Genomic DNA, 26,150 nt, shown 5'->3' with positions numbered 1-26,150 from the left:
ACTCCTAGCTATCTGAAACCATAACAGTGATATGGCTTGTACGCTTAAGGATGCGATCTGCGCGTCCTTTAGCACGAGGCATAATACGTTTCATTGTAGGACCATCGTCCACAAAGATCGTTGTTATACGAAGCTCATCAATGTCAGCACCTTCGTTATGCTCTGCGTTAGCAATAGCAGACTCAAGTACTTTCTTAACTAATACAGCCGCTTTCTTAGGGCTGTACGCCAGGATTTCTAGTGCGCGATCTACAGGTAACCCGCGGATCTGATCTGCAACTAGACGTGCTTTTTGCGCCGAACCAGAGGCGAATTTATGTTTAGCTAATGCTTGCATTTATCTTCCCCTCTTATCGTTTCTTCGCTTTCTTATCCGCAGCATGGCCACGGTAAGTGCGAGTTGGTGCAAATTCACCTAGTTTGTGACCGATCATTTCGTCAGAAACGAAAACTGGTACGTGCTGGCGACCATTATGGACAGCAATGGTCAATCCGATCATGTTAGGTATGATCATTGAACGACGGCTCCAAGTTTTAATTGGCTTTTTCTCACCGCTTTCCAAAGCTTTCTCTACCTTCTTCAGCAAGTGTAGGTCTATAAAAGGACCCTTCTTGAGAGAGCGTGGCATGGCTATTCCTCAATATTACTTAGTACGACGACGTACTATAAATTTATCCGTACGCTTGTTCTTACGCGTCTTCGCACCTTTAGTCGGCTTACCCCATGGAGACACAGGATGACGACCACCAGATGTACGACCTTCACCACCACCGTGTGGGTGATCTACCGGGTTCATGGCAACACCACGAACTGTCGGACGAATACCACGCCAGCGATTTGCACCTGCTTTACCAAGTGAACGAAGCATATGCTCAGCATTGCCTACTTCACCTAGTGTCGCACGACAATCAGATTCAACTTTACGAACTTCGCCTGAACGAAGACGTAATGTTACATACTGACCATCACGAGCAAGGATTTGAACGTATGCACCAGCAGAACGTGCGATTTGAGCACCTTTACCTGGTTTTAATTCTACGTTGTGAACAGTCGAACCTACAGGCATATTACGCATTGGTAATGCATTACCAGGTTTGATTGGTGCATCAACACCAGACTGGATTGCATCGCCAGCTTTTAAGCCTTTTGGTGCGATAATGTAACGACGCTCACCGTCTGCATATAATACAAGAGCGATGTTTGCGCTACGATTTGGATCGTATTCTAAACGTTCAACAGTGGCTGGAATGCCATCTTTAGTACGTTTAAAATCGATTAAACGGTAATGTTGTTTATGACCACCACCGATATGACGAACCGTAATACGACCATTGTTATTACGACCACCTGATTTAGAGTTTTTCTCTAAAAGTGGTGCGTATGGCTTACCCTTATGTAGATCAGAGTTAACCACTTTAACTAGGTGACGACGGCCCGCAGAAGTAGGCTTACACTTTTGAAGTGCCATAATTCTATCCCCTTATTACTCGGCGCCGCCGACAAAGTCTAGCTCGCTGCCTTCTTTAAGAGTAACGTAAGCTTTTTTCCAGTCGCTACGACGACCGAAACGTGCGCCAGTACGTTTTGTTTTACCCTTAACGTTAAGTGTGCGAACACCCGTTACTTCTACTTCAAAAAGCTTCTCAACTGCTACTTTAATTTCAGCTTTAGTTGCGTCATTTACTACTTTAAAAACAATAGTATTGTTTTCTTCAGCAGCAATTGTGCTTTTTTCAGAGATATGTGGAGCAAGGATCACTTTTAAAAGACGTTCTTCGCGAATCATGCTAGCGCCTCCTCAAGTTGCTTAACAGCAGCGGCTGTAATAAGTACCTTATCGAAAGCAATTAAGCTTACAGGATCGATACCAGCTACATCACGTGTGTCAACCTTATAAAGGTTACGTGCCGATAAGAAAAGATTTTCATCTACTTCTTCAGTCACGATAAGAACATCTTTAAGCTCAAGTTCTTTAAGCTTAGCAACTAGTTCTTTAGTTTTTGGTGCTGCTAGAGCAAAACTTTCAACAACGATTAAACGCTCTTGACGAACTAATTCAGATAAGATGCTTTTAATCGCACCACGGTACATTTTACGGTTTACTTTTTGGCTGTGGTCTTGTGGTTTAGCTGCAAAGCTAACGCCACCTGAACGCCAAATTGGGCTACGGATTGTACCGGCACGTGCACGGCCAGTACCTTTTTGAGCCCATGGTTTTTTACCACCACCGCTTACTTCAGAACGTGTCTTCTGAGCACGAGTACCTTGACGAGCACCTGCTGCGTATGCAACAACTACTTGGTGTACTAATGCTTCGTTAAACTCACGTCCAAAAGTAGCTTCAGAAACTTCAAGACCGCCAGAAGCGTCTTTAATTGCTAATTCCATCACTAAATCTCCAGGACTTATGCTTTAACAGCTGGTTTAACGATAACGTCACCGCCAATAGCTCCAGGTACTGCACCCTTAACTAAAAGCAAATTACGCTCAGCGTCAACGCGAACTAGTTCTAAGTTTTGAGTCGTTACACGCTCAGCACCCATATGACCGGCCATTTTCTTACCTTTAAACACCTTACCAGGTGATTGGTTTTGACCGATTGAACCAGGAGCACGGTGAGATAGAGAGTTACCATGTGTAGCGTCTTGCATGCTGAAATTCCAGCGCTTAACACCACCTTGGAAACCTTTACCTTTAGAAGTACCGGTTACGTCAACCTTGTTGATTTCGTTGAATAATTCAACAGTAAGCTCAGCACCTACTTCAAAATCGCCTTCACCACCGTTAAGGCGGAATTCCCACAGACCGCGACCCGCTTCAACACCAGCTTTAGCGAAATGACCCGCTTTAGCTTTGTTTACACGACTTGCTTTTTTAGTGCCTGCGGTTACTTGAAGCGCGTTATAACCGTCTGTTGCGTCAGATTTGATCTGAGCAATGCGGTTAGGTGTCGCTTCAATAACTGTCACAGGGATAGATACACCATCTTCAGTGAAGATTCGTGTCATACCCACTTTACGACCGACTAGACCTAATGCCATTTTCCTAAAACCTCTCTAATCTTTCGATTAACCCAGGCTGATTTGAACATCAACACCAGCAGCAAGATCTAAACGCATAAGCGCGTCTACAGTCTTGTCAGTTGGTTCTACGATGTCTATCAGACGTTTATGGGTGCGGATCTCGTACTGATCACGCGCATCTTTATTAACGTGCGGTGAAGTTAGTACAGTAAAACGTTCAAAGCGTGTAGGTAGTGGGATTGGACCACGTACTTGTGCGCCAGTGCGTTTCGCAGTTTCCACGATTTCTGCCGTTGATTGGTCAATCAAACGGTGGTCAAAAGCTTTTAGGCGAATACGAATGCGTTGATTTGACATTCTTAACCTCAATATAAAGAGCATATAAAAGAGCATAAAAAAACGACCGAAACAATCTTAAAACTTAAGATGTCGGCTGTTTGATTATATCTACGTTGAGTTCCAAATCGGAACTCCTGTTTATTAGCTTGAAATCCAAGCTTAATTTATCCTTTCTAATTCCCAGAGGAATTTTGAAAGCCTGCGTATTATAGAGGTATTGGTGATAAATGCAACAACTATTTAGAAACAATACAATGACCACTAATTTGATTAAATATGCGTCCATACATGTTCAATAGCTATACTTGAACTAATGCTTTTGATGCTAGTCAACAAACAACTAAACATCTTAATTGCGCAAACTAAGGGATTTTTAGATATTATGGTATCCTGTTGCGCTAATTTTGCCCTTAATACTCTCAATATGGTGAGTCGATGCGTATTTTTAATTATTGTTTAAATGTTATGTCTGCTGGATTTAGCCGCTTATTTGTGAAAAGCAAAGTGCTACCAGAAAATCCTATTAAACAGTATGAGCTAAACCCTGAGTACCCTACATTTTATATAGTGCGTTTAAATTCACGTTTTGATTTAGCCGCGCTGGCGCATGTTTGTAAAAAGAATGGCCTACCAAGCCCAACAGAAGAGCAAGTGCTAGGGACTCAAAATTTAGACCGTTTTATTGGTATTAAAAATCCTCCACCGTTATTTGGTGATGAAGCAAAACCAACCAATGCTTTAGCCCAAGGCAAGCAAATTATTGAGTACTTAATAAAAAGCGGTCAGCAAAACGTACAAGTGGTGCCTGTTACTATTTTATGGGGGCGCGACCCAGGTAAAGAAAAGCCAGGACTACGTACTTTAATTACACACTCTCTTACTCCAAGCTGGTTTAGAAAGTTTTTTGTGGTGTTATTTTCAGGGCGCGATAACTTTATTCGCTTTAGCCAACCACTCGACTTATCACTTTTAGTCAATGAAAAAGCCGACGTAAGTGAGTTACCTCATAAATTATTACGCGTAGCGCGTGTTCACTTTAAGCGCCAAAAGCTAGCTGCTACAGGCCCTAAAATGCCATCTCGTGAGCAATTGTTTAATTCATTATTAGCGTCACCTACTATAAAAAAAGCAATTCAAGATGAAGCTAACGCTAAAAACATTAGCCAAACAGAAGCTCGTCAAAATGCACTTAAGCTACTTGATGAAATAGCCGCTAATTACTCTGAAGCAATGATACGTGTGGCCGAAAGGTTTTTAACTTGGTTATGGAATAAGCTTTATAATGGTATTGATATTAAACACGCCGAACAAATTCATGAACTAACAGATAAAGGCCATGAAATAATTTATATGCCTTGTCATCGCAGCCATATGGATTACTTACTGCTTACTTACTCTATTTATCATTTAGGTTTAGTACCTCCGCATATAGCTGCAGGTATAAACCTTAACTTTTTCCCTGCCGGAGGCATATTTAGACGCTCTGGTGCGTTTTTTATTCGTCGCTCGTTTGCAGGTAATAAACTTTATTCTGCCATATTCAAAGAGTATTTAAGCCAACTGTTTATTAAAGGTTACTCTGTGAAGTTTTACACGGAGGGCGGTCGAAGCCGAACTGGACGCTTACTGCCGCCTAAAACGGGCATGCTATCTATGACATTACAAGCAATGCTACGCGGAATAGACAGACCAATATCTATTGTACCTGTGTACATTGGCTACGAGCACGTCATGGAAATTAACACCTACCTTAAAGAGCTGGATGGTAAAGATAAAAAAGGCGAATCTATATTTGGTATTTTTAAGGCAATCAAAAACCTTAAAAACTACGGTCGTGGTAATTTAAACTTTGGCGATCCAATCTCTATTAACCAATACTTAAACGATAACCAACCTGATTGGCGTGATTCAATACACCCAACTGACGTGCAAAAGCCACAATGGTTAGCACCACAAGTAACTAAACTTGCCGACCAAGTAATGGTTAAAATTAATAATGCAGCGGCGCTTAATGCGGTTAACTTACTAGCGATGATATTGCTGGTTAATGATAAGCAAGCATTGAGTAAACCAAAGCTATTAGCTCAGCTTGATTTTTATCTGCGCTTACAGCGTGATGCAAGCTACAGTAATAAAGTAACTACACCAGACGAAACACCAGAGCAATTACTAACGCATGCATTAAAGCTTAATAAGTTTGAAGTTATCAGTGATGAGTTTGGCGAAATTATTACGATTAGCGATAAAGAAAAAGTACTGTTTAACTACTACCGAAACAATATTTTGCACTTGTTTTCAGTACCAAGCTTAATTGCACTACATCTATTTAAACAACACAGCACTACGATTGCTCAATGCCAACAACTTGTAAAAACATTTTATCCGCTATTTGCTAAAGAATGGTATTTACAACCTCTTGATGAAAACTACATAACGCGTATTTTAGCTAATTTTGCCGATCAAAATTTAATTGAGTTTGATGGCGATAACATTCATATAACGAACAGTAACGACTGCTTAGCTAAGCTAGAAATGCTTGGACGAGCACTTAGCTTTACCCTACAACGTTACGCTATTGTGATTGGTTTTATTCAAACAAGTGATGGCATTGAAAAAGCCGAGCTTGAAAGAGAAAGCCAAGTACTCGCACAACGTTTAGGTACACTGCACGGCATAAAAACACCTGAGTTTTTTGACAAAAAAGTACTTGTTAGTTTTATTGAAAACTTACGTGGCGAGTCATTAATAACAGAGGGTGATAAGGGCTTAGTAGGTAGCACACAACTATGTGAAACCTACGCACACCTTAAAACATTACTGCCAGCACGCGTCTGGCAGTCAATCAGCGATATAGTACAAGATCAGTGTAACTAGCAATGCATTTACAGAAGGGGTTAGCGCTGACGCATAACCCCTTCTTGCATTGTTGAGGCAACCAAGTTGCCTTGGCGATCAAAAAACTGCCCCCGTACCAAACCACACCCATTACTCGCACTTGGACTATCAATTGAATACAAAATCCAATCATCCATTCTAAATGGACGATGAAACCACATTGCATGATCAATAGTAGCTACTTGCATATTTGGCTGCATAAACGATACACCATGAGGTTGTAATGCAGTTGGTAAAAACTCAAAATCAGACGCATACGCTAATAAGTAATTATGGATACGCTGATCGTCCGGCATTTCACCATTAGCTTTAAACCAAATATGCTTTACCGGCTCCATAACTTCTGGTTTAAACGGGTTATGAAAAGTAACCGGTCGCATTTCAATTGGCATTTCACGGGTAAACTTATTACGGATAACCTCTGGGATATGCGAAGCGTTATCTTGGTAAAACTCAAGCGATGAACGTAATTCTTCAGGTGCGGGAACATCAGGCATTGTCGCTTGATGCGATAACCCATTTTCTTCACCCTGAAACGACGCGGTCATATAAAAAATAGGTTTACCGTACTGAATTGCTTTGACTCGGCGCGTACTAAAGCTCTTACCATCACGAATAGTTTCAACGTCATAAACAATGGGTTTAGCCGGATCGCCTGGGCGTAAAAAGTAAGAATGTAATGAATGAACTATTCGCCCTTCAGGTAGGGTTTCTTTGGCAGCAGAAAGCGCCTGCCCCATTACTTGACCACCAAATACAGCACCAAAGCCTAAATCTTGGCTTTGTCCTCGATATAAACCTTGCTCAATTTCTTCAAGTGTTAACAACGACAATAAATCATCTAATACTTGGCTCATTATTTCTTCCTCATTACCCTAGTGTCCAAATGATACTATACAATAGTGGGAAGTAAATATTTGTTAGGAATACTGTTATGGCTTACTGGCTATTTAAAACTGAACCCGATGCGTTTTCATTAGATGACTTAAAAAATGCACCAAAACAAACGACTCTTTGGGAAGGCGTGCGTAATTACCAAGCACGAAATTTTATGCGTGACGGCGTTGAGGTCGGCGATTCAGTCATGATTTATCATTCAAGCTGCAAACACGTGGGCGTAGCCGGCATTGCCGAGGTTACCAAAGAAGCCTACCCAGACCCCACTCAATTTGATTTAAGCAGCGACTATTACGATGCAAAAGCCACCAGCGACAAACCACGTTGGGTTGTTGTTGAGGTTACTTATCAAAGCCATTTAAAAAAATTAATTAGCCTTAAAGATATTAAAGCCAATGACAATATTACTGAAATCGCCCTTAAAAAGGGCGGACGACTATCAATAATGCCTGTTACTAAAAATGACTGGGATGAAATAATCAAAATGACGCAGTAATATCCTATCGGTTTGACCTAATTTCATTGAGTTTGATATGATCTATATTGACTTATAGCTGGAGGATTAATGAAATTACTGTATTGGTTAGATGAATGGTTAACTCTCCCGCGCAATGAGCAACAAACTCGATTACCCATGACGGGTAATGATTTACTCGGCGATGTATTTGTTAAGTATGATTTTGTTGACGTTAATAAACCCCTGCTTTTTACTTTCTCCCCTGCTGGCACTAACGTGCAAGAGCAAGATCTTCACCCTGATTTTGCACCATGGGGTTATCACTTAGCTCAAAAACAAAACGTAAACGTAATCGCTTTTCAGCATTTAGGTAAAAGTAATTGGTTTCGTAATCGTAATTTAATCTTTTTTCTCGAGCAATTATCAACATTACTTACGCCGTTTAATTGTCGACTTGGCTATGGTTTAAGTCGTGGCGGATTTGCTGTTGGCGCTTTTGCTAAACTATTAAAGCTAAATCAGGTGTTGTTCTTCCATCCGGTAAGTACTAAAAATAAAGAATTAGTACCGTGGGATGACCGCTCTAGTACCGATATAGCTCAGCAGTTTGACTGGCAGCAAGATTATCACGATCTAGATTTAGGAGATGCCCAAGGCTATATTATTTACGATCCTACTAATCGTATAGACCGAATGCACGCTAAGCGCTATAAGCAGTTAACTCACTTACGAGTATTTGGTATGGGACATGGCACGCATGCCACATATTTGAATAAGTTTGGATTTTATAAGCAAGTAGCCGTCGATTTTATCCAGCATCAGCAAATTGATATTGCGCAGTTTCGTATGCAAACTAAAACCTTACGCTTTAAAGAGGATTATTACAAAAGCCTTAATAAAGCGAATGTAAACTCAGCTCACCGTCAAACACTATTAAGCAAAGCTCATAATATTTTGATTGATGAAAAAGAAGTTCACGTACAGGAACATCAGGCAAAAATTGATATTCAGCCATTAATAGATGTTGCCCTTAAGCATCAAGATGAGCATCCTAATGATGCCATTCAGTTATTAGAAGTTGCTCAACAACTTGTACCTGACGATCCTTTAATTGAGCATAAAATTAAGCAACTAGAAGAGTAGTTACGCCAGTAAAAGCAGCTGTAAAGGCCAACTACTCTATTTGGCCTTTTTCTTTTTGTGCCCATACTTGGGCACAATGGCAAAGTACATCATTAACCCTAACCAAGAAAATATAATTATTCCCATTAGCCAGCCATTCTTTTCATGACCCTGTGTACGCTTACTGTTGAGTACAATAACGACAGGTAATATATAAGCACTTAAAACAACAATTAAAAATACAACTTCATTCATTATTTTTCTAGGCTCGACCAGTCTACTTCACTACTTAATACTCGATCTACCGATATATAGTGCAAAATATCGCCTTCACTTACTTTGTAATCTAATGGTGGGTTTAAATCCATATTTTGCGCACTTAAATTATGAGCAACACCCAACAGTATTGCATCATGCTCAAGCTTAAAATGATGAAACAAAGTACCAAACTCCATATCTTTGCAGCCGCTTGGTATTTTCAAACTAAATTGTGTATCGCCGTGCAAAGTAGATAGCAGCTCCTCTTGCACACGGCTCGAACCAGGATCTTGCATTGAGCGTACGAGTATCTCAGCTGATTTTGCACTACTACACTCTACATTTTGGCAATGCTCTAACATCATCTCAACTTTGGTTTCATCTAAAAAGTGAGCGCTTATATGGCAATCATCTTTTACTAAGCGACTAATGCGCAGGGCTGTTGTAAATGTCTGATCGTCATCTTGACCATCAATAATCACTTTATCAGCACTACGAATAGCTACCCGCTCTAGTTCAGCTAAATTAGTAAAACTCGTTAAACGTGCAAAATCAACGCTTTCGTTAGCTAAAAAAGGATGATCCATTTGCTCTGTTACCGCGAGTAAAATACGACGGTCAGTACGTTTCGTATCTGCCAAAATGTAATCAATCATCTTTTTTGTACGAGTGTCGTGCCAACCAAAAATAATAATATGGTGGTTACTGTGAGCAAAGTTTTTATCACCAGTCATAGCGCGCCTAATTAAGTAAGTAACAGTTTGTCCTGCTTTTCCTAGCAAAACACCAAATAAAGCTAAACCAAATGGAATTTGTATTAATGCAACCACCCAACGACCAAGATCAGTAGTTGGACTAAAGTCACCATATCCCACTGTTGATGTTGTTACTGTGTAATAGTAAAAAAAGGTAGTAAGCGAGGTTAACGCTTTCTCATTCGCTATAAATAGTAAGCTCCATGTTAATAGCATATGAGTCAAAATAGCTAATGCCACTGCTTGCCAACTCAACTGATCTATATGAGCGCGAACAAGTAACGCTAGCCTTTTAAATATCACCGGCATAATACAAAGTCTTCGTTAGTAAATTATCTATAAACAGTACGTTACTGTAAGCGATGCTTTTAAGCAATGTTTAAGCTTTTAACCGCAAATATTAGACTAAATGCTGTTTGCCAATGGTGATTTTTCATGATTAATTAGCGTTAAAATAATAACCAAAACAGTTGTGCTTATGCTTAATAAAATAGCCCGCCCTTTTACTAAAATTGTAGAGCGTTATCTTCCCGACCCTTTTATATTTGTAATTTTACTTACAATAATTACCCTTGTCAGTGCGAGCTTATTTACAACCGCAACTAACATTGAAGTATTACAAGCGTGGGGAGGTGGGTTTTGGAACTTATTAAGTTTTGCGATGCAAATGCTACTAGTGTTAATTACAGGCTATATGTTGGCAAGTACGCCACCTATAAGTAAGTTATTAGAAAAACTAGCAACACTCGCAAATACAGCACCTAAAGCAATTATATTGGTAACGCTTATTTCGCTTTTAGCGAGCTGGATAAATTGGGGATTTGGCTTAGTTATTGGTGCCCTTTTTGCCAAAGCAATTGCTAAACATACTCGTGTTGATTATCGATTATTAGTAGCCAGCGCTTACTCAGGTTTTGTTGTATGGCATGGCGGATTAGCTGGCTCGATTCCTTTAACTATCGCAACCGATGGTCACTTCTCAGAGGCCAGCATTGGTATTATTAGTACAGAGCACACTTTATTTGCGGGCTTTAATATAGCCATATTAGTTGGTTTATTCATTATTATGCCGCTCGTTAATCGCTATATGCTGCCAAGCGAGCAAGAAAGCGTATATATCGACCCAGCTCTTTTACAAGAGACAACACCTAAGCCCACAACAATAACCAGACCTGCCCAACATTTGGAACAAAGTAAACTACTCGGTATGACAATTGGCTTATTAGGTTTGGCATATTTAGGTTATTACTTTTTTATTGCTGGCGGAAACTTAAACCTTAATAGCGTTATTGCCGTATTTTTGTTTTTAGCTATTACGCTGCATCAAACACCCCATAATTTACTTAACAGTCTGCAGCAAGCAACTCCAAGCGGGGCTGGCATTGTTATTCAATTTCCTTTTTATGCTGGCATTATGGCGGTAATGGTTGATAGCGGATTAGCACAACAGATATCACGTGGCTTTATTGCCGTTGCGGATGCTGATAGCTTGCCATTTTTTAGTTTTATAAGTGCAGGACTCGTTAATATGTTTGTACCCTCTGGCGGCGGCCAATGGGCAGTACAAGCGCCTATTGTTATACCCGCAGCACAAGAGCTAGGTGCCGATATATCTCGCGTTGCAATGGCTGTTGCGTGGGGTGATGCGTGGACTAATTTAATTCAACCTTTTTGGGCATTACCCGTCCTTGCTATCGCAGGCTTAAAAGCAAAAGATATTATGGGGTTTTGTGTTGTGCAGTTGTTTGTAACTGGGGTTTTTATATCGCTGGTATTGAGCTTTTATTAACTGTAAACATAATAAAAAGGCGTGTAATAAACACGTCTTGATTGTTTTATGCACTCTCGCTCTGCTGTTGTAGCTCCACCAACCTACCCTCTTTCAGTTGATAGACTTTGCTGGCCATGTTAATGGTTTCTTGGCGATGAGCAATCATAATCCGTGTGATGGGTAAGTGCTGAATTTGCTCACTTATTTTGGCTTCGTTGCCTTTGTCTAAATGACTAGTTGCTTCATCCATAAACAACACGCAGGGCGATTGATACAATGCGCGAGCAAGGAGTAAACGCTGTACTTGACCGCCAGATAAGTTTGATCCCATATCACCTACTAATGAGTTATAACCCATAGTCATTTTGGTAATATCATCATGAATAGCCGCATGACGAGCACACGTCTCTATTTTTAAATAATTCGGCTGAGGGTCAAAAAAACTGATGTTATCAGCGATTGAGCCAGCTAACAATGTGTCATCCTGCATTACTGCAGCTATTTGTTTGCGGTAGTTTTTAAGGCCAAGCTGGGTGATATCTTTACCATCCAGCAGCACTTTACCCGAGGTCGGCTGTAATAACCCCAGCATAATTTTCATTAGCGTAGTTTTACCCGCGCCAGATGGCCCTGTAATCGCAATCGAGTCACCGGTATTCAGCGTTAAATTAACATTATTTAAAATAGGCGCTTGCTCTTCACTGTAACTAAAGCAAATATTCTCGAGCGTAAGCTGGCCTTTAACTTTACCTTCGTCATCACCTGTATATGCCATTTCACCGTCACGATTAGCTTCTTGTTTCGTGAGTGCTATATCTGCAATACGGTCTAAGTGTAAGCGCATCATTTTGAATTGAATAATTTGCTCAATTAAGTTGGCAAAGCGGCTGGTTAACTGGTTTTTATAAGCAATAAACGCCAGTACCATACCAACAGACAAGCTATTGCTCATAACTAGCAATGCAGCAAAGTAAATCACCAATACATTTTCAAGGCCAAATAACAGCTTATTAAATGAATCAAAGCTAATGTTTAAACGCCCTAAACGGATTTCACTATTAATGACTTCAGCATAACGGTTCTGCCAAATGCCTTGGCGCTGCGATTCATTGCCAAACAGCTTTATAGTTTGCATACCGCGAATATTTTCTAAAAAGTTCGATTGCTCTTTGGCAGATGATTGAATCATTTCTTCAGTAGCTTGGTGCAGCGGCCTATAAAGCGCTAAACGTACTAAGGTGTAAAGCAAAATTGCACCTACAACTATTGCAGTGAGCTTTAGCGAATAAATTAGCATCATAATCAATACGGTAATAGCCATCACGCCATCGACCAGTGTTTCTACAAACCCCGTGGTAATACGCTCACGTATTTGCGCTAATGAGCCAAAGCGCGAGACAATATCGCCAATATGGCGGGACTCAAAATAATTCATCGGTAGCCGCAATAAGTGCCGGAGTAAGTTCACACCCATTTGCATATTCAAAAGGCTGGAAAGACGTAAAATTAGCCAACTTCGTACCGCATTAGTCACCACCGAAATAATAGCAATCAGCGCAAAACCCATAGCAAGCACCGTTAATAACGATTCATCAAAACTGATTAATACTTCATCCACCACCCACTGCATATAATAAGGGGTCATCAAGGCAAATAACTGTAATACCAGTGACAACGCAATCAGTTTTAGTAACCCTGCTTTTAAGCCCTTCATGGTGCTCCAAAGTTGGGTAAACTTCATCTGCGCTTTTTCTTGTTTAGCTTCAAACTTACTCGTTGGCGTGAGCTCTAAACAAATACCGGTAAAGTGTTTACTAAACTCATTACTATTTAAACTGCGTTTACCAACAGCTGGGTCGTTAATTGCAAATTTAGCTGAAGATCCTTTACCAGAGACTTTGGTCAATACCACAAAGTGATTCATATCCCAGTGTAATATACACGGCGTTTGCAGTTTATGAACTTCATCAAGCGGGCATTGTAATGCACGACTGGCGAGCCCCAAGTTATCACCCAGTTCAATCAGCTGCTGTAAATTCATCCCCTTTAAATTAGCCGAAAAGCGCTTACGCATAGCAGGCATGTCCAACTTATGGCCGTGATAACATGCCATCATAGCCATAGAAGCTAGGCCACATTCCGCTATTCCGGATTGGAGGATTAAAGGTACGGACTTAGATAATGTAAAATTTAAAGCTGTTTGCATAATTAATTTCAATTGACATATTATTTTATAAATAAAACGTACCCATATTTGAAGCTTAAATTTCTTCCAAGCAATTAAAATTAAGTACATTAACTTCGGTTAAGATTATTTTTTTATAGTTTAATAGCGGAGATAAAATAATCCCAAATATAAATCCAGCCCAATGGCTGGCATTAGCCGAATTATTTGTATATACACTAGCTGCAACAATAGATATTATTGCTACAAAGCCTAAATGTAATGCAACACCTTGCGGCAGTATATTTTTCCTTATAAGCCCCAACATAGAAACCACTCCAAATAAAGCAAAAACACCTGGCGAAATACCTGCATAACTATCATAAGGATAGTCCTCCGTATAAGTACCTAATAGCGTTGATACTAAAGCACCTAGACCGCTTCCAAATATAAGAATCAAAGCTGACCTATAGGAAAATAAGCACCATGCTAAAGGCCCTATTACCATTAAAAATATGGCATTCAAAATAAAATGTGTTGGAGATGAGTGTAGAAATGGACCTGTAACTAGCCTCCATATCTCACCGCTCAAAACCTGAATATGAACAGTACCCATGAATTTAAATAGAGGCTCTCTTCCTACTAAATAGAACTCAAAAAATAACTGAAAAAATGCAAGAGCAGCTATGGACAATAGCCAAGCTATTGTTATCTTCTTCATTAACTTAGAATTAAATACCCAGTAAAAAAACTTAGTTCTTTCACCCATGGTAAGTAAGGATTTAAACGAAATTAAATAATCAGATAGTGCCGCTATTGTTATTAATGAAAACAAAACAGTCCCATTTATAAACATAGGGCTACCATAAATTAACATACCCAAAAATAACATCAATGTTGTAACTAGAGTCATTAAGATACAAATACAAACTCGAGCTTTATAATTTACAACTACTGTAGAAGCTAACTCATTAAAACAAGTCGGTGGTAAAAACTTATTGCTATTGGGTTTTGCGATCAATATTGGTGTGAATGGAGACCAATTCTTTAATGCTTTATTAACTTGACTTAAAGATTCAAACTCCCGAATTTTACCTCCTTTTAATAGTGACCATCTTTTAGTCATAACTTTAACTGCCTCAAATTTACTAATACATTGTTATAAAATTTTATCTAGTTACATAAATAGCTTAAAAAGCACTCAGATCAAGTTATTAATATGAGTGCTATTAATCGTATTATTCTGCTGAATAAGCTGCGTAAAGCAGTCCAACACCAACAGCTAATCCGAAGCCCAATGCGAAAGGGGCGCCTACGATTGCTGCTGTTGCAGCTAAAGCTAAACTAGCAGCACCGCCATCTTCTGCAGACATCCCACCATTTACGTCTTTAATTTCATTTACGTTTAATTCACGCATAATGTTATACTCCATAAATCCGATGCTTTTTAATTAAGTCATCGGGTTGTTAATATGCTCGCCTTCAATAAAGGTGAGCGGTTAATAGGCTAGCTTTAGCTGCTCGCTAAAGTTAACTAAAGCTGGCCGTCTTTTTCGGTTGTTTGCATTTAGCAAACCACCAAAACTTTCAAATTTTTCTTTATTTTATAAAACGCTACACTTAACTTACGCGCCCTTTTAGGCTGTACAGTGGCTCGAGTAACCACTCGATTAATGTGCGCTGCTCCAACATAATATCTGCCTCAAACAACATGCCACTTTTCAGCTCAAACGCCTTACCATAGGCCTGCATTTGTTGTTGGCTGAGTGTCGCTCGCAAACGGTACACTGGCTCTTGCAGGGTAATAGGCAGGCGTATTTCATTTGGAGTAATGAGCGCCTTGTCGATACGGCTAATTTTACTGTTAATAAAACCAAAGCGTTGGTAAGGGAAAGCATCAAAACGCAGGCGCGTATCGTTACCTAGCTGTATAAAGCCTGCGGAACGTGTTGGTAGCAACAACTCTGCTACTAGCTCTGATCCTTCAGGAATGATATGCAACAGTGGTTTGGCTTGGGTAAGTGTTTCGCCTTCAACCACTTGAATGCCAGTAACAACACCGCTGTTACTGGCTGTTATGGTATATTGATAGTTACTTTTAATTTGTGTGAGCTGGTTTTGAATATCCGCTTGTTGGCGTTTAAGACTATTTATACGCAAAGTATACTGCTGGGGTACGTTAGCAATATTAAAACTAAGTTGACTTAATTGATTTTCTTGCTGCATAAGCAAGCGCGCTAGGTTTTGTTTTTCTTGCTTAACATCTAACAAAGCTTGCTGTTGTTGCTCACGTTCAATATTTGATAAAAAGCCATTTTTATTAAGTTGATTAAGGTTGCTTTGTTGGCGGTTAAGTAGCCCTAATTTTTCATCAGCCAGAGCAAGTTGACTTTGTAATGCAACTTGCTCATTAGTAAGTGCACGTTTTTGCGCTTGCAAGTTAAGTGACTCTTGCTTTTGTAGGGTATGGTTTTGTGTTATCTCATCATTGAGCAGCTGTATTTGCATACTTAGCTGCTCAACAAGCTGGGTACTCAAGGCTATACCTTGGCTGTTATTTTGCTGCACAATAATAGTCGCCAGTGGCTGACCTTTAATAACTGCATCACCCTCTCGTACAAATAGCTGCTCAATCATACCACCTTGACTAGCAAAGCTTTGGATTATCCCTTTACTGGGTATTAAAAACCCCCGTACTGTTTCCTTGCGGGAATATTCTGCTGTAAATAAGAAGCTTATCACTACAATCGCAATACATACCAAAACAAATACGGTAAGTTTTATTGATAATGGTTGTGCTAGCGTAATTACACCAGTTAAACGCTCACTTTGCTGAGCGACAGCTTCCTTTCTAAATAACATCCAGTTGATTCGCTAAGATTGTTCTAATTTATATTACACTAGAATTCAATTAACAATAAATCAACATAGAAAGTTAAAAAATAAAATATTAATGCAAAAAACTAACTTATGCTGTTGGAAAAATAAAAATACTAGCTCGATAAAATAGTCATCGGCAGGCTCAATATTGGATTTTCTGAATCGGCAAAGTGCATCATTACAGCTACATGCCCAGCTACTACAATTGCATACATAACCGCTGAAAAGCCTTGGCCATATTTATCTAGCGGCATTAAGTGTGAATAGTGACGGCCTCGCCATTCAAATACAATTTCCAGCGCACCTACAAACAAAAAGAATACCAGTAACATTAAGCCAAATGTGTAGCTCAGCCATAAACCAAACAGTACACCGAGTAAACATACACTTAGGCCAATCCATGAACGCATTGAAAAGCTAATACTTTTTAATACATGCCCGCCATCAAGCGGTAAAATAGGTAACAAGTTAAATAAATTTAATAACGCACTAAGCACCGCAACACCTGCAAATATTTCCATCTCGGTGGCGTAATATAAAACGACACCCAGTACCGAGGTAATTAAACCAAATGCAGGCCCCATTAATGATATAACTACATCTTGCCAGCGGGTTGTTATTTTGTCGTCACTTACAGCTAGCCCACCCACAAATGGGATTAAGTAAATACCTTTGGTTTTTATGCCAAAGTATTTCATTGCTCGCACATGGCCGTACTCGTGTACGACTAAGCAACCAATTAGCATTAGTGCAAATTCAATACTAAATAACCACGCATAGCCTGCAACAGAAGCCCCTGCAAGCACTACTTTAATTACCTTAGCACTTTTAAAAAGCTTAAAACCTAATGCAGCTAGCCCTAAAAAGCCTTTTTTAGGTGAGCCATTTGTAGGTGCTGGTAGCGCAAGCTGTGTTGCAAATTGATCATCTACAAAAAGCGAAATGCTTTGCTCTTCGACTGCCCCTGTATCGATGCCTATTTTTTTGTTGTCGTAAGTAAACTGATAGTAGTTTTCACGAGGGTTATCAAAGGTAATGGCTTGTTGCGCATGAAATACCTGCACAATTTTTTGCCCAGACACCATAAGCGAAAATGGTTGCTCGGCTAAAGTAAGATCTATTCTTATCATAATTAAGACCGTTTAAAACAATGGCGCTAGTATACCTAATCAGCTTAAAAACACGAGGGAAGGTGCTAGGTAACTTTTTTCAAAATAAAAGCATTTGATACTGACAAAATAAAAAAACACTACTACTTTTATAGTAACTCCAAGCGATACATTGAAAGGGATAACAGTGAAGAAGATAGTGCCTAATATTTTAGTTGTTGACGATTCAAAAGCAATTTTGATCGTTATGGAAGCTATACTTAACGAATTGGGTATATCCAACACTATAACTACGTGCCTAAATGCAAAAGAAGCGCTTGAAAAAGTTAAAGAGGATATCAACTACTTTGATGCTATTTTTACTGATCTCAATATGCCCGAAATGGACGGCATGGAATTAATCCGCCACTTAGGAGAGTTACATTATCAAGGCGGTATAATAATTGTTTCTGAAATGGACCATAAAGTTATTAGCTTAGCTGCCAATCTCGCGAAACAACATAACGCTCACCTCATTGGTAATATTGCAAAGCCAGTGCAACTGTCTCAGGTTAGTAGGTTACTTATTAAAGTGGCGCAATTAAACAGCCACACTTTATTAAAAGAGTCAGCCATTTCAAAAGATGAGCTTATTGATGCATTAAAAAACGATGAAATAACGCCTTTTTATCAACCAAAGATAAATGCTGATAACAATAAAATTGAAAGCGTTGAAGTGTTAGCGCGTATTTTATCAAGTAAAGATGGCAATATTATTTTACCTTGCCGTTTTATAAATACTGCCGAACAACACAACTTAATTAATCAAATTACATTTTCTCTTTTTGAAAAGGCCACCAGCGAATTCAAAAATATGACAGCACAACTAGGTCATGATTTTAAAATGGCCTTTAACTTATCGCCAACCCAGCTCGATGACCTAAACTGCCCAAATAAATTACTGCTCATTTTAGAATTAAACCAACTCACGCCTAGTAATATAATTATAGAAATAACAGAACAACATGCACTCTCAAGCCTCATGCAATTAGAAACACTAAATAGATTAAGAATGCATGGCTTTGGTATATCGCTAGACGACTTTGGTGTTGGCTTTACTAATATGAACCAGCTTCGAAACCTTCCTTTTACTGAAATTAAAATAGACCGTTCACTCATTAGCCATATAGAAACAGATTTATTTTCTCAAGTGGTTGTAAGTTCGTTATTTAATATTACGAATAAAGATCATTTAGATTTAGTGGCAGAAGGCGTTGAACGCCCAGAAGAGCTCGATTATTTAAGGCACTATAGAAGAAACCTAGCCATACAAGGTTTTTTATTTAGTCGCCCTAAACCACAAGACGAATTTATATCTTGGGCTAAAGATTGGCTAAAAACTGATGGCAGCCCCGCTTAAAGCGGTACTAATATTTACTCGGGGCCTGTTAGCTAATTATCACCCCGCGTGTGTTTATCTTCTTCACTAACTATATGTGCACTACTTGCTAAGCGTTTGTGCCAACGCTGCCTTGCTACTGCGCGCATATTAGTAGATTGGTCACGCTCATCTACAATCTCTAGTCCCATTAAAGCTTCAATCATATCCTCTAACGTTACAATACCCTGCACGTCACCATACTCATCAACAACTAAGCATATATGAGTGCGCTTTGTTAAAAGTGTTTGCAGTAACGACGATACGTTCTGAGAAGTTGGTACCGTATAAATAGGCTTAATCAATTTGCTAATTTTGTAATCGGTGCCTAAGCGGTGAAATGCCAGCATAATATCGTTTTTATGCACAAACCCAACGATATCATCGGCATCTTTATCAAATACCAACACTCTAGAAAACGATGACGATCCATGTTCATTTAAATACTGATTAACTGTTAAGTCTTTATGGATTTTGAAAATAACAGTTCGCGGCGTCATTAAGTCGCATAATTTTGCATGCTTAAAATGCAACAAATTACGGATAATATCAGATTCATCTTGATGTAATGCTCCCGACTCCGTGCCTATATCTGCCATTGCCTCTATCTCTTGACGAATATAATAAGCCTCATCGTGCTTTGGACCCATTAAATTTGTTAGCTTTTGAGCAAACCATACAAAAGGCTTTAGCGATATAACTAAAAACCGCAAAGCGTAGGTAACGCTTGGCGTTAAAGCTCGCCAGTAATTAGCCCCCAAGGTTTTAGGTATAATTTCAGAAAGAATTAATACGAGAAATGTCATAATGGCTGATGCAATACCTACAGCCGCATCGGAAAAAACGACAGCCGCTTGTGCACCAACTCCCGCTGCACCTGCTGTATGGGCAACTGTATTTAAAGTTAAAATAGCAGCTAAAGGCTGATCTATATTGTTTTTAAGCTTTTCGAGCTGTTTAGCAAGCTCAGGGTGTTTTTTTCTAAGTGATGCAACATAGCTGGGCGAAATACTTAATAACACAGCCTCCATCACAGAACATAAAAACGAAATAACAATCGCCACTACCATATAAACTATCAGTAAAGTCACTTTCTCTCCTCTATATTGGATATGTGAGCATGGTAACAATACATGCTATATTTGGCCAAACTTCCAATAATAATAGGCATAATAATGAAATTTAGCGCACCATGGTGTCATCAAAATAAGCTATTTAAGTACGCAGCAGCTCTTTTAACGCTTAGCAGCTTAAGCTTTGCTGCAATAGCTGCACCATTGGATAAATCAAAAATTCAGTTTATCGGCCCACTTGCCGAATATATGCAGTTAAAGCCTTTTCAGACACCTCATGGCAGTGCGATTATTAACAACCTATTGCCACAACTACAAGCAGACACAGATAGTTTTTCTGTATTTGGGAAAAAACAAAACTGGCAGCCGTTTAATAAAATCAATGCGCTCACTTTAGGTGGGTTACAGGCACTAAAATTTAATATTGAAACAACCCGCTTTACGCAAGGTACGCTTACCTTAAAAGGGATTGAGCAAGGTCAGTTATTTATTAATGGCGAACTACAAACAGGCGATAAAAATAGCTATAAGTTAGCTTTAAATAACAGTACTCACACTGTTTTAATAGTAGCCCAGCAAGTAGCTAATTGGCACGATGTAACGCTTGATTTTGCACCTAAGAGCGACATTGATAAAATTACGCTTAGCACTTCACACATAAAACGTTTATCTGCAAAACAACTGTTTGATGCTCCTACAATTAGCCAATTATCACTCGCACCTAATGCCAAGCAGTACGTTACTACCACTCGCACTTATAGTGATAAAACACAAAATCAAGCAAATACAGTTACTGTACTTAAAGATTCAGACAATCAAACGCTTTATCGCTTTGAAGCAGGCCAACCAAGTAACATTATTTGGAGTCCAGATAACCAATATTTAGTGTATTTGTTAAATGGTGAGCTTAAACAACTTAACCGTAAAAACTTCTCAATAAAAACATTAGCAAACGATTTAGAAGGAGCTAATGGCTTTACCTTTTATAACGACACCAGTCTTTTGTTTAGCTGGTCTAAATCACCTGAGAGCACTAACAGCTTAACCAAGCACTATAAAGGTCTGCAAGATCGCTGGTCGTATGCACGTTCCATCAGCCAAATTTATATGCTTGATACTAAAAGTGGTTTAACAAAAGCACTTAGCCAAGGTCCTCTTTCTTACAGCCTTGAAGATTCAAATAGTAACCGTGGCAAAGTATTAATGAGCCGCCCAGTAATGGCAATGCAAGCATCAACTCACCCAGAAACAGAGTTAGTTGAACTCGATTTAAAATCAAACAAGCTTTCATCGCTTGGTAAATTCAAAACGTTTAATTTAGCCAAATATACAAATAAAGATATTTATGTAGTTGCAGGCCCTGACTTTAAAAATGGCGCAGGCAGAGCACTACCAAAAGCAATGCTTGCTAATAACTACGACGGGCAACTTTACCTACTTACTGAAAGTGGTAAAAACGTAAAAACACTCAGTAAACAATTCGACCCCGCTATTGGCCAACTACACGTTTTAGAAAACGGCGATGCGCTCATTAAAGTAACAGAGCAAGACACTCAACCACTTTACCTATTTGATTTAAGTAAACAGCGCTTTAAAAAGTTAAATACAGGATTGGATATTGTTGAACAATTTAGTTACTCACACGACCGCAATACCGATATTTTATTAAGTGGCACTAACGCTTTAACACCACAACAACTAAAGCGCCTGAACGTAAGTAAAAATAAAACAGATTTAATATGGGATTCAAAACCAAGTAGCTATGCAAATACACTACTCCCTACATTAGAAGAGTTTAATTTTAAAAATAAACATGGGGTTGAAATAACGGGCCGTGTTTACATTCCAAGCAATTTAGATAAAACTAAAAAGCACCCAGCGCTCGTGTATTACTACGGCGGTACTTCACCAGTTACGCGTGGTTTTACAGGTCGTTACCCGTTTAACTTATGGGCAGAAAATGGCTACGTTGTTTATGTAGTGCAACCTACTGGCGCAACAGGGTTTGGACAAAAGTTTTCAGCGCAGCATGTTAATGCCTGGGGCGACTACACCGCAGACGATATTATCGAAGGCACGCAAGCCTTTTTAAATAAATACAACTATGTTGATAGTAAAAAAGTAGGTAACTTAGGGGCATCGTACGGTGGCTTCATGACCATGTTATTAGCAACTAAAACCGATATATTTAGTGCTTCAATAGCTCATGCGGGTATTTCTAATATTACCTCGTATTGGGGTGAAGGTTGGTGGGGTTACTTATATTCTGGCGAAGCATCAAAAAATAGCTTCCCGTGGAATAACCCTGAGCTTTACAGCCAACATAGCCCTGTATTTCATGCCGACAAGGTAACAACACCTATGCTACTTCTTCATGGTGATAGCGATACCAATGTACCTGTTGGCGAAAGCTTAACAATGTACACTGCGCTTAAACTGCTTAATAAGGACGTAGAGTTAATCGAATACAAAGGCGCTGACCATCAAATTTTTGCACGCGATAAACGATTTGATTGGTGGAACACCATGCTCGCATACTTTGATAAAAAGCTAAAAAACGAGCCTCAATGGTGGGACTCAATGTATAAAAATGACTGAGCCTGAACCTTTAAAATAACGACTTAATATAGATTTATTAATAGTAGAATTAATTATTTAGCACCTTTTAATTAGTCTAAAGGTGCTAGCCTCATCCTCTAATAACGTCTTATACACCTTTGAAATATTAAGTTACTTAAAACTAATAAACCCCCTTCTCAGCATTTACCTAATGGTGCTACCATACAGAGCTATAAGCATTCAAAATAAAGTACTATGGCTATTAATGTTTTATTGGTTGAAGACGATGAACTACTCGTTAAACGCATCCAAAATCACTTTGCAGATACCGAATTTACAATAGAGGTAGACCCAACTGGCGCTGATGCACTTAACATTGTAAGGCAGCGGGTAAACCTGCGCGGTGCTATATCATTAGCCATAATTGACATTGTCTTACCAAAGCGCGACGGGCTTCAGCTCGCAAAAGAATTAAACACACTGACCGATATTGGCGTTATTGTATTATCGAGTCGTGACTCCCAAGCCGATCGTATCGCTGGTCTTGCACAAGGTGCTGATGACTATATTTGTAAGCCCGTCGATTTACTTGAGTTAGAGCTTCGCATGCGCGCGCTCTATAAGCGTGTTGCCGTCAACCTAGAAGACGACGAAAGCGAAGAGTTTATAGAATATGCTGACTTTAAGCTTCATCCTGATAACCGTACATTAATTACTGCTGCGGGCGTTGAGTCACGCTTAACTGAAGCCGAACATAAAGTGCTTATTTGCTTAATTAGTAACGCAGGTAAAGCCACATCCCGTGAAAAAATATCTGAAGAAATAGGCCAGCCCGATTGGAGTCCAAACGATCGTACTGTTGATGTGCTTATTGGTCGTTTACGTAAAAAATTAAATGATGAAAAAGATCAAAAACGCATCGTTACCGTCCGCGGTAAAGGCTATATGCTTTCTATTTAATACTTAGTTAATTGCGCAATAAGGCGCTCAAATGCGCGGTAATTAAGTGCTTCTTTAAGCTCATTTAAACTAATGTTTTCAGCGCCTTTTAAATCACTAATTGTACGCGCCACCTTAATTACTCTATGGTAGGAGCGTGGCGATAAAGACAACTTCTCGCTTGCTCTAGCTAAAAATTGCAACTCTGCAGGCGCAAGTTCACAGTGCACACTCATTTCTTTATTATTAAGTCTCGCATTAACCTTACCTTGGCGTTTTAGCTGCACATAATAAGCAGCCTCAACTCTTGCTCTAACCTCAGCACTGGTTTCCTCTGGTTTGGTACTTTGTAGCTCAACACTCGTTAAACGAGGTAGTTCTATTTGCAAATCAATACGGTCAATAAAAGGCCCCGACACGCGTGATAAATAACGCATAACTTGATCGGGAGTTGCCCGCTTATCAGTATGGCTCCCCGTTGGGCTTGGGTTTAATGCTGTAATAAGCTGAAACTGCGCTGGGAACTCCATTTGCCTAGCTGCACGTGAAATAGTTACTGTGCCGGTCTCCATTGGTTCACGCAGTGAATCAAGCACCTTACGCTCGAATTCCGGTAACTCATCTAAGAAGAGCACACCGTTGTGTGCCAGCGAAATTTCACCAGGCTTGGGATTTGAAGAGCCCCCCACCAAAGCAACAGCTGAGCACGTATGATGTGGATTACGAAATGGCCGCTGTCGCCAATTAGTTAAATCTATGGATTGTCCAATAATAGAGTAAAGCGCAGCTGTTGAAATAGCTTCATCGTCCGACATAGTGGGCATTATAGTAGCCATTCGCTGGGCCAGCATTGATTTACCAGTACCAGGAGGGCCTAAAAATAGTAAATTATGCCCGCCAGCTGCAGCAATTTCGAGTACTCGCTTGGCACCAGGCTGACCTTTAACATCGCTTAAATCGAGTAAAAAATCAGGGGCTTGAGTGCAGTCGGGGTACTCTATATTTAATGGCAAGGGTTGTTGATTAAGTAGGTCGCCCCATACTTCTTGAATAGAGCTTACAGCTTTGCGTTTAACGCCATTAACTAAGCTTGCTAGGCTGTCGTTTGCAAGGGGTAGAAAGCAGCAACGATCTTGCTCTTTTGCAGCAAGTACCGAAGGTAAAATAGCGTTTACACCACGCACTTCACCATTAAGAGCGAGCTCACCATAAAACTCGTATTTATGAATATCAGGACACACTATTTGCCCAGAGGCGACTAAAATACCCACCGCAATAGCCAGATCAAACCGTCCGCCATCTTTTGGCAAGTCGGCTGGGGCTAAATTTACGGTTATTCGTTGATCGGGGAAACCAAATTGTGAGTTTTCGAGTGCGCTACGCACCCTGTCTTTCGACTCTTTAACAGACGCTTCGGGCAGACCTACAATATGAAAAGCGGGTAAACCATTTCCTAGGTGAACTTCTACAATAACTTCAGGGGCATTTATACCCACTTGAGCACGAGAAAATATACGAGCTAACGACATTCCTTATCCTAGTAAATGGTGTGATTACACCAGTTTAGTCAGGATATTTAAAAACGTGTAATGTGATTTGCCATTTTATAGCGGCTAAACGAAGTAATAAGGTCATTAACATGCCTAATACCATCGCCATTTCGGTTGCTAACGAAAAACTAATGCCAAGCGTATATACAGTACCACCCGCTATACAGGTAATAGCGTAAAGCTCACCCTTTAATAGCATTGGGATCTCGCGTGCAAGCACATCTCGAATTAATCCACCAAAGCAGCCTGTAATTACAGCCATAATTACCGCAGTCATATCGGGCATACCAACAAGCTGTGCTTTTTGCGCCCCCATTACAGCAAAAAAAGCTAACCCGAACGCATCCGCTGTTTGTAAAATATAATGAGGTATCGGCTTTTGTTTATTTATAAGGCGTGTTGTAACAAATACTGAAGCGAGTATGGCAAAAAAGTAACTTTGATCGTGTAACCAAAACACAGGAACATCTAAAATTAGATCTCGCACTGTACCACCACCAATAGCAGTTACTGTCGCTAAAACTACGACCCCAAAGCCATCCATTTTTTTCTCATACGCTAGCAAAGTGCCCGATACAGCAAACACCGCAATGCCTATTAAATCAAACCAGTGGTAAAGTTCAGTCATATTTGTAACAACCTAAAAATATTTGTGCCGTTTTAACACAAACCAAACAAGGTTTTAAGTAATAACGCTTTATTTTAAGAAGTTTATAACATTTTTAAAGTGTATCTCAGGGGGCGGGAGCTTGCGCTTATGAGAAGTGAATGCCTCATGCAGTGAAGATGATCTCACCACACTCATCAAATTTTAGACATAAAAAAACACGCTTTAAGCGTGTCGTTTCATTCTTATTTATTTCAGTGGTTGCGGAAGCCTGAACTTATAAAAGGTGAACCGACGACCTTCGGGTTATGAGCCTCAATATACACACTAAATT

The 26,150-nt window shown here is 39.6% G+C and carries 25 protein-coding genes; 7 read left to right on the top strand and 18 right to left on the bottom strand.

Annotated elements, in window-relative coordinates:
- Window positions 1–4 precede the first annotated feature (4 nt).
- From rplV to rpsJ, 7 genes are read right to left on the bottom strand one after another with little or no spacing between them, the layout of a single operon-like run.
- A complete protein-coding gene (gene rplV / locus QMA08_RS11485) occupies window positions 5–337 on the bottom strand; it encodes a 50S ribosomal protein L22 (RefSeq protein WP_002957892.1) in 333 nt (110 codons plus the stop codon).
- Between the two features lie 13 nt (window positions 338–350).
- Window positions 351–629: a 30S ribosomal protein S19 gene (gene rpsS / locus QMA08_RS11480; protein ID WP_004588689.1), complete on the bottom strand. Its 279-nt coding sequence runs from the start codon at window positions 627–629 to the stop codon at window positions 351–353.
- A 15-nt stretch (window positions 630–644) separates the two neighbouring features.
- Window positions 645–1,469, bottom strand: coding sequence for a 50S ribosomal protein L2 (gene rplB, locus QMA08_RS11475; protein WP_002957895.1), 825 nt, complete (start codon window positions 1,467–1,469; stop codon window positions 645–647).
- 15 nt (window positions 1,470–1,484) lie between these two features.
- Window positions 1,485–1,787 carry a 50S ribosomal protein L23 gene (gene rplW / locus QMA08_RS11470; RefSeq protein ID WP_002957896.1) on the bottom strand — a complete coding sequence of 101 codons (303 nt, stop codon included), beginning with the start codon at window positions 1,785–1,787 and terminating at the stop codon, window positions 1,485–1,487.
- The gene (gene rplD, locus QMA08_RS11465) at window positions 1,784–2,389 is read right to left on the bottom strand and encodes a 50S ribosomal protein L4 (RefSeq protein WP_002957897.1); all 606 of its coding nucleotides are present in this window, start codon (window positions 2,387–2,389) and stop codon (window positions 1,784–1,786) included. The genes rplW and rplD overlap by 4 nt, the downstream gene beginning before the upstream one ends.
- A 17-nt stretch (window positions 2,390–2,406) precedes the next feature.
- On the bottom strand, window positions 2,407–3,042 hold the full coding sequence (rplC, locus tag QMA08_RS11460; RefSeq protein WP_002957898.1) for a 50S ribosomal protein L3: 636 nt from the start codon (window positions 3,040–3,042) through the stop codon (window positions 2,407–2,409).
- Window positions 3,043–3,069: 27 nt separating this feature from the next.
- Window positions 3,070–3,381, bottom strand: coding sequence for a 30S ribosomal protein S10 (gene rpsJ, locus QMA08_RS11455; protein ID WP_002957900.1), 312 nt, complete (start codon window positions 3,379–3,381; stop codon window positions 3,070–3,072).
- A gap of 417 nt (window positions 3,382–3,798) precedes the next feature.
- Between rpsJ and plsB the strand changes: the two genes are divergently transcribed.
- Window positions 3,799–6,237, top strand: coding sequence for a glycerol-3-phosphate 1-O-acyltransferase PlsB (gene plsB, locus QMA08_RS11450; protein ID WP_290174550.1), 2,439 nt, complete (start codon window positions 3,799–3,801; stop codon window positions 6,235–6,237).
- A 20-nt stretch (window positions 6,238–6,257) separates the two neighbouring features.
- Here plsB and tesB read toward each other — a convergent pair whose 3' ends face one another.
- Window positions 6,258–7,115, bottom strand: coding sequence for an acyl-CoA thioesterase II (tesB, locus tag QMA08_RS11445; RefSeq protein WP_002957902.1), 858 nt, complete (start codon window positions 7,113–7,115; stop codon window positions 6,258–6,260).
- 77 nt (window positions 7,116–7,192) lie between these two features.
- Here tesB and QMA08_RS11440 point away from each other — a divergent pair, with 77 nt between their 5' ends.
- The gene (locus tag QMA08_RS11440; RefSeq protein ID WP_290174549.1) at window positions 7,193–7,651 is read left to right on the top strand and encodes an EVE domain-containing protein; all 459 of its coding nucleotides are present in this window, start codon (window positions 7,193–7,195) and stop codon (window positions 7,649–7,651) included.
- Between the two features lie 69 nt (window positions 7,652–7,720).
- Window positions 7,721–8,755 carry a cytosolic protein gene (locus QMA08_RS11435; RefSeq protein WP_138489747.1) on the top strand — a complete coding sequence of 345 codons (1,035 nt, stop codon included), beginning with the start codon at window positions 7,721–7,723 and terminating at the stop codon, window positions 8,753–8,755.
- Between the two features lie 36 nt (window positions 8,756–8,791).
- On the opposite strand, the gene QMA08_RS11430 is transcribed toward QMA08_RS11435, so the two are convergent.
- On the bottom strand, window positions 8,792–8,989 hold the full coding sequence (locus QMA08_RS11430) for a PLDc N-terminal domain-containing protein (RefSeq protein WP_002957905.1): 198 nt from the start codon (window positions 8,987–8,989) through the stop codon (window positions 8,792–8,794).
- Window positions 8,989–10,056, bottom strand: a complete 1,068-nt coding sequence (locus QMA08_RS11425) for a potassium channel family protein (RefSeq protein WP_024597278.1) — start codon at window positions 10,054–10,056, stop codon at window positions 8,989–8,991. The genes QMA08_RS11430 and QMA08_RS11425 overlap by 1 nt, the downstream gene beginning before the upstream one ends.
- 169 nt (window positions 10,057–10,225) lie before the next feature.
- Between QMA08_RS11425 and QMA08_RS11420 the strand changes: the two genes are divergently transcribed.
- Window positions 10,226–11,536, top strand: a complete 1,311-nt coding sequence (locus QMA08_RS11420) for a TIGR00366 family protein (RefSeq protein ID WP_290174548.1) — start codon at window positions 10,226–10,228, stop codon at window positions 11,534–11,536.
- Between the two features lie 46 nt (window positions 11,537–11,582).
- Here QMA08_RS11420 and QMA08_RS11415 read toward each other — a convergent pair whose 3' ends face one another.
- From QMA08_RS11415 to QMA08_RS11395, 5 genes are all read right to left on the bottom strand, one after another.
- A complete protein-coding gene (locus QMA08_RS11415; protein WP_290174547.1) occupies window positions 11,583–13,724 on the bottom strand; it encodes a peptidase domain-containing ABC transporter in 2,142 nt (713 codons plus the stop codon).
- Window positions 13,725–13,779: 55 nt separating this feature from the next.
- Window positions 13,780–14,808: a rhomboid family intramembrane serine protease gene (locus tag QMA08_RS11410; protein ID WP_290174546.1), complete on the bottom strand. Its 1,029-nt coding sequence runs from the start codon at window positions 14,806–14,808 to the stop codon at window positions 13,780–13,782.
- A 112-nt stretch (window positions 14,809–14,920) separates the two neighbouring features.
- Window positions 14,921–15,100 carry a hypothetical protein gene (locus QMA08_RS11405; RefSeq protein WP_290174545.1) on the bottom strand — a complete coding sequence of 60 codons (180 nt, stop codon included), beginning with the start codon at window positions 15,098–15,100 and terminating at the stop codon, window positions 14,921–14,923.
- Between the two features lie 202 nt (window positions 15,101–15,302).
- Complete coding sequence (locus QMA08_RS11400; RefSeq protein WP_290174544.1) at window positions 15,303–16,544, bottom strand: HlyD family efflux transporter periplasmic adaptor subunit; 1,242 nt, start codon at window positions 16,542–16,544, stop codon at window positions 15,303–15,305.
- Window positions 16,545–16,675: 131 nt separating this feature from the next.
- The gene (locus QMA08_RS11395) at window positions 16,676–17,692 is read right to left on the bottom strand and encodes a site-2 protease family protein (RefSeq protein WP_033020507.1); all 1,017 of its coding nucleotides are present in this window, start codon (window positions 17,690–17,692) and stop codon (window positions 16,676–16,678) included.
- A gap of 166 nt (window positions 17,693–17,858) precedes the next feature.
- Between QMA08_RS11395 and QMA08_RS11390 the strand changes: the two genes are divergently transcribed.
- A complete protein-coding gene (locus QMA08_RS11390; protein ID WP_193225523.1) occupies window positions 17,859–19,070 on the top strand; it encodes an EAL domain-containing protein in 1,212 nt (403 codons plus the stop codon).
- A 32-nt stretch (window positions 19,071–19,102) separates the two neighbouring features.
- Here the strand turns inward: QMA08_RS11390 and QMA08_RS11385 are convergent, their stop codons facing one another.
- Entirely contained in the window at window positions 19,103–20,179 is a 1,077-nt protein-coding gene (locus tag QMA08_RS11385) for a hemolysin family protein (protein WP_002957910.1), read from the bottom strand.
- Window positions 20,180–20,263: 84 nt separating this feature from the next.
- Here QMA08_RS11385 and QMA08_RS11380 point away from each other — a divergent pair, with 84 nt between their 5' ends.
- Both QMA08_RS11380 and QMA08_RS11375 read left to right on the top strand, forming a co-directional pair.
- Window positions 20,264–22,759: a prolyl oligopeptidase family serine peptidase gene (locus tag QMA08_RS11380; RefSeq protein WP_290174543.1), complete on the top strand. Its 2,496-nt coding sequence runs from the start codon at window positions 20,264–20,266 to the stop codon at window positions 22,757–22,759.
- 216 nt (window positions 22,760–22,975) lie between these two features.
- On the top strand, window positions 22,976–23,680 hold the full coding sequence (locus tag QMA08_RS11375; RefSeq protein WP_002957913.1) for a response regulator transcription factor: 705 nt from the start codon (window positions 22,976–22,978) through the stop codon (window positions 23,678–23,680).
- Here the strand turns inward: QMA08_RS11375 and QMA08_RS11370 are convergent.
- Both QMA08_RS11370 and QMA08_RS11365 read right to left on the bottom strand, forming a co-directional pair.
- Entirely contained in the window at window positions 23,677–25,188 is a 1,512-nt protein-coding gene (locus tag QMA08_RS11370; protein ID WP_002957914.1) for a YifB family Mg chelatase-like AAA ATPase, read from the bottom strand. The two genes, QMA08_RS11375 and QMA08_RS11370, sit on opposite strands and share 4 nt — an antisense overlap.
- A 34-nt stretch (window positions 25,189–25,222) precedes the next feature.
- On the bottom strand, window positions 25,223–25,837 hold the full coding sequence (locus QMA08_RS11365; protein ID WP_002957915.1) for a trimeric intracellular cation channel family protein: 615 nt from the start codon (window positions 25,835–25,837) through the stop codon (window positions 25,223–25,225).
- Window positions 25,838–26,150: the final 313 nt, after the last annotated feature.

The organism is Pseudoalteromonas sp. APC 3355 (assembly GCF_030407615.1).
In the GTDB taxonomy this organism is placed as follows: Bacteria; Pseudomonadota; Gammaproteobacteria; order Enterobacterales; family Alteromonadaceae; genus Pseudoalteromonas; species Pseudoalteromonas distincta.
The sequence above is the reverse complement of the archived record's forward strand: the minus strand, read 5'-3'. Positions and strand labels throughout refer to the sequence as shown.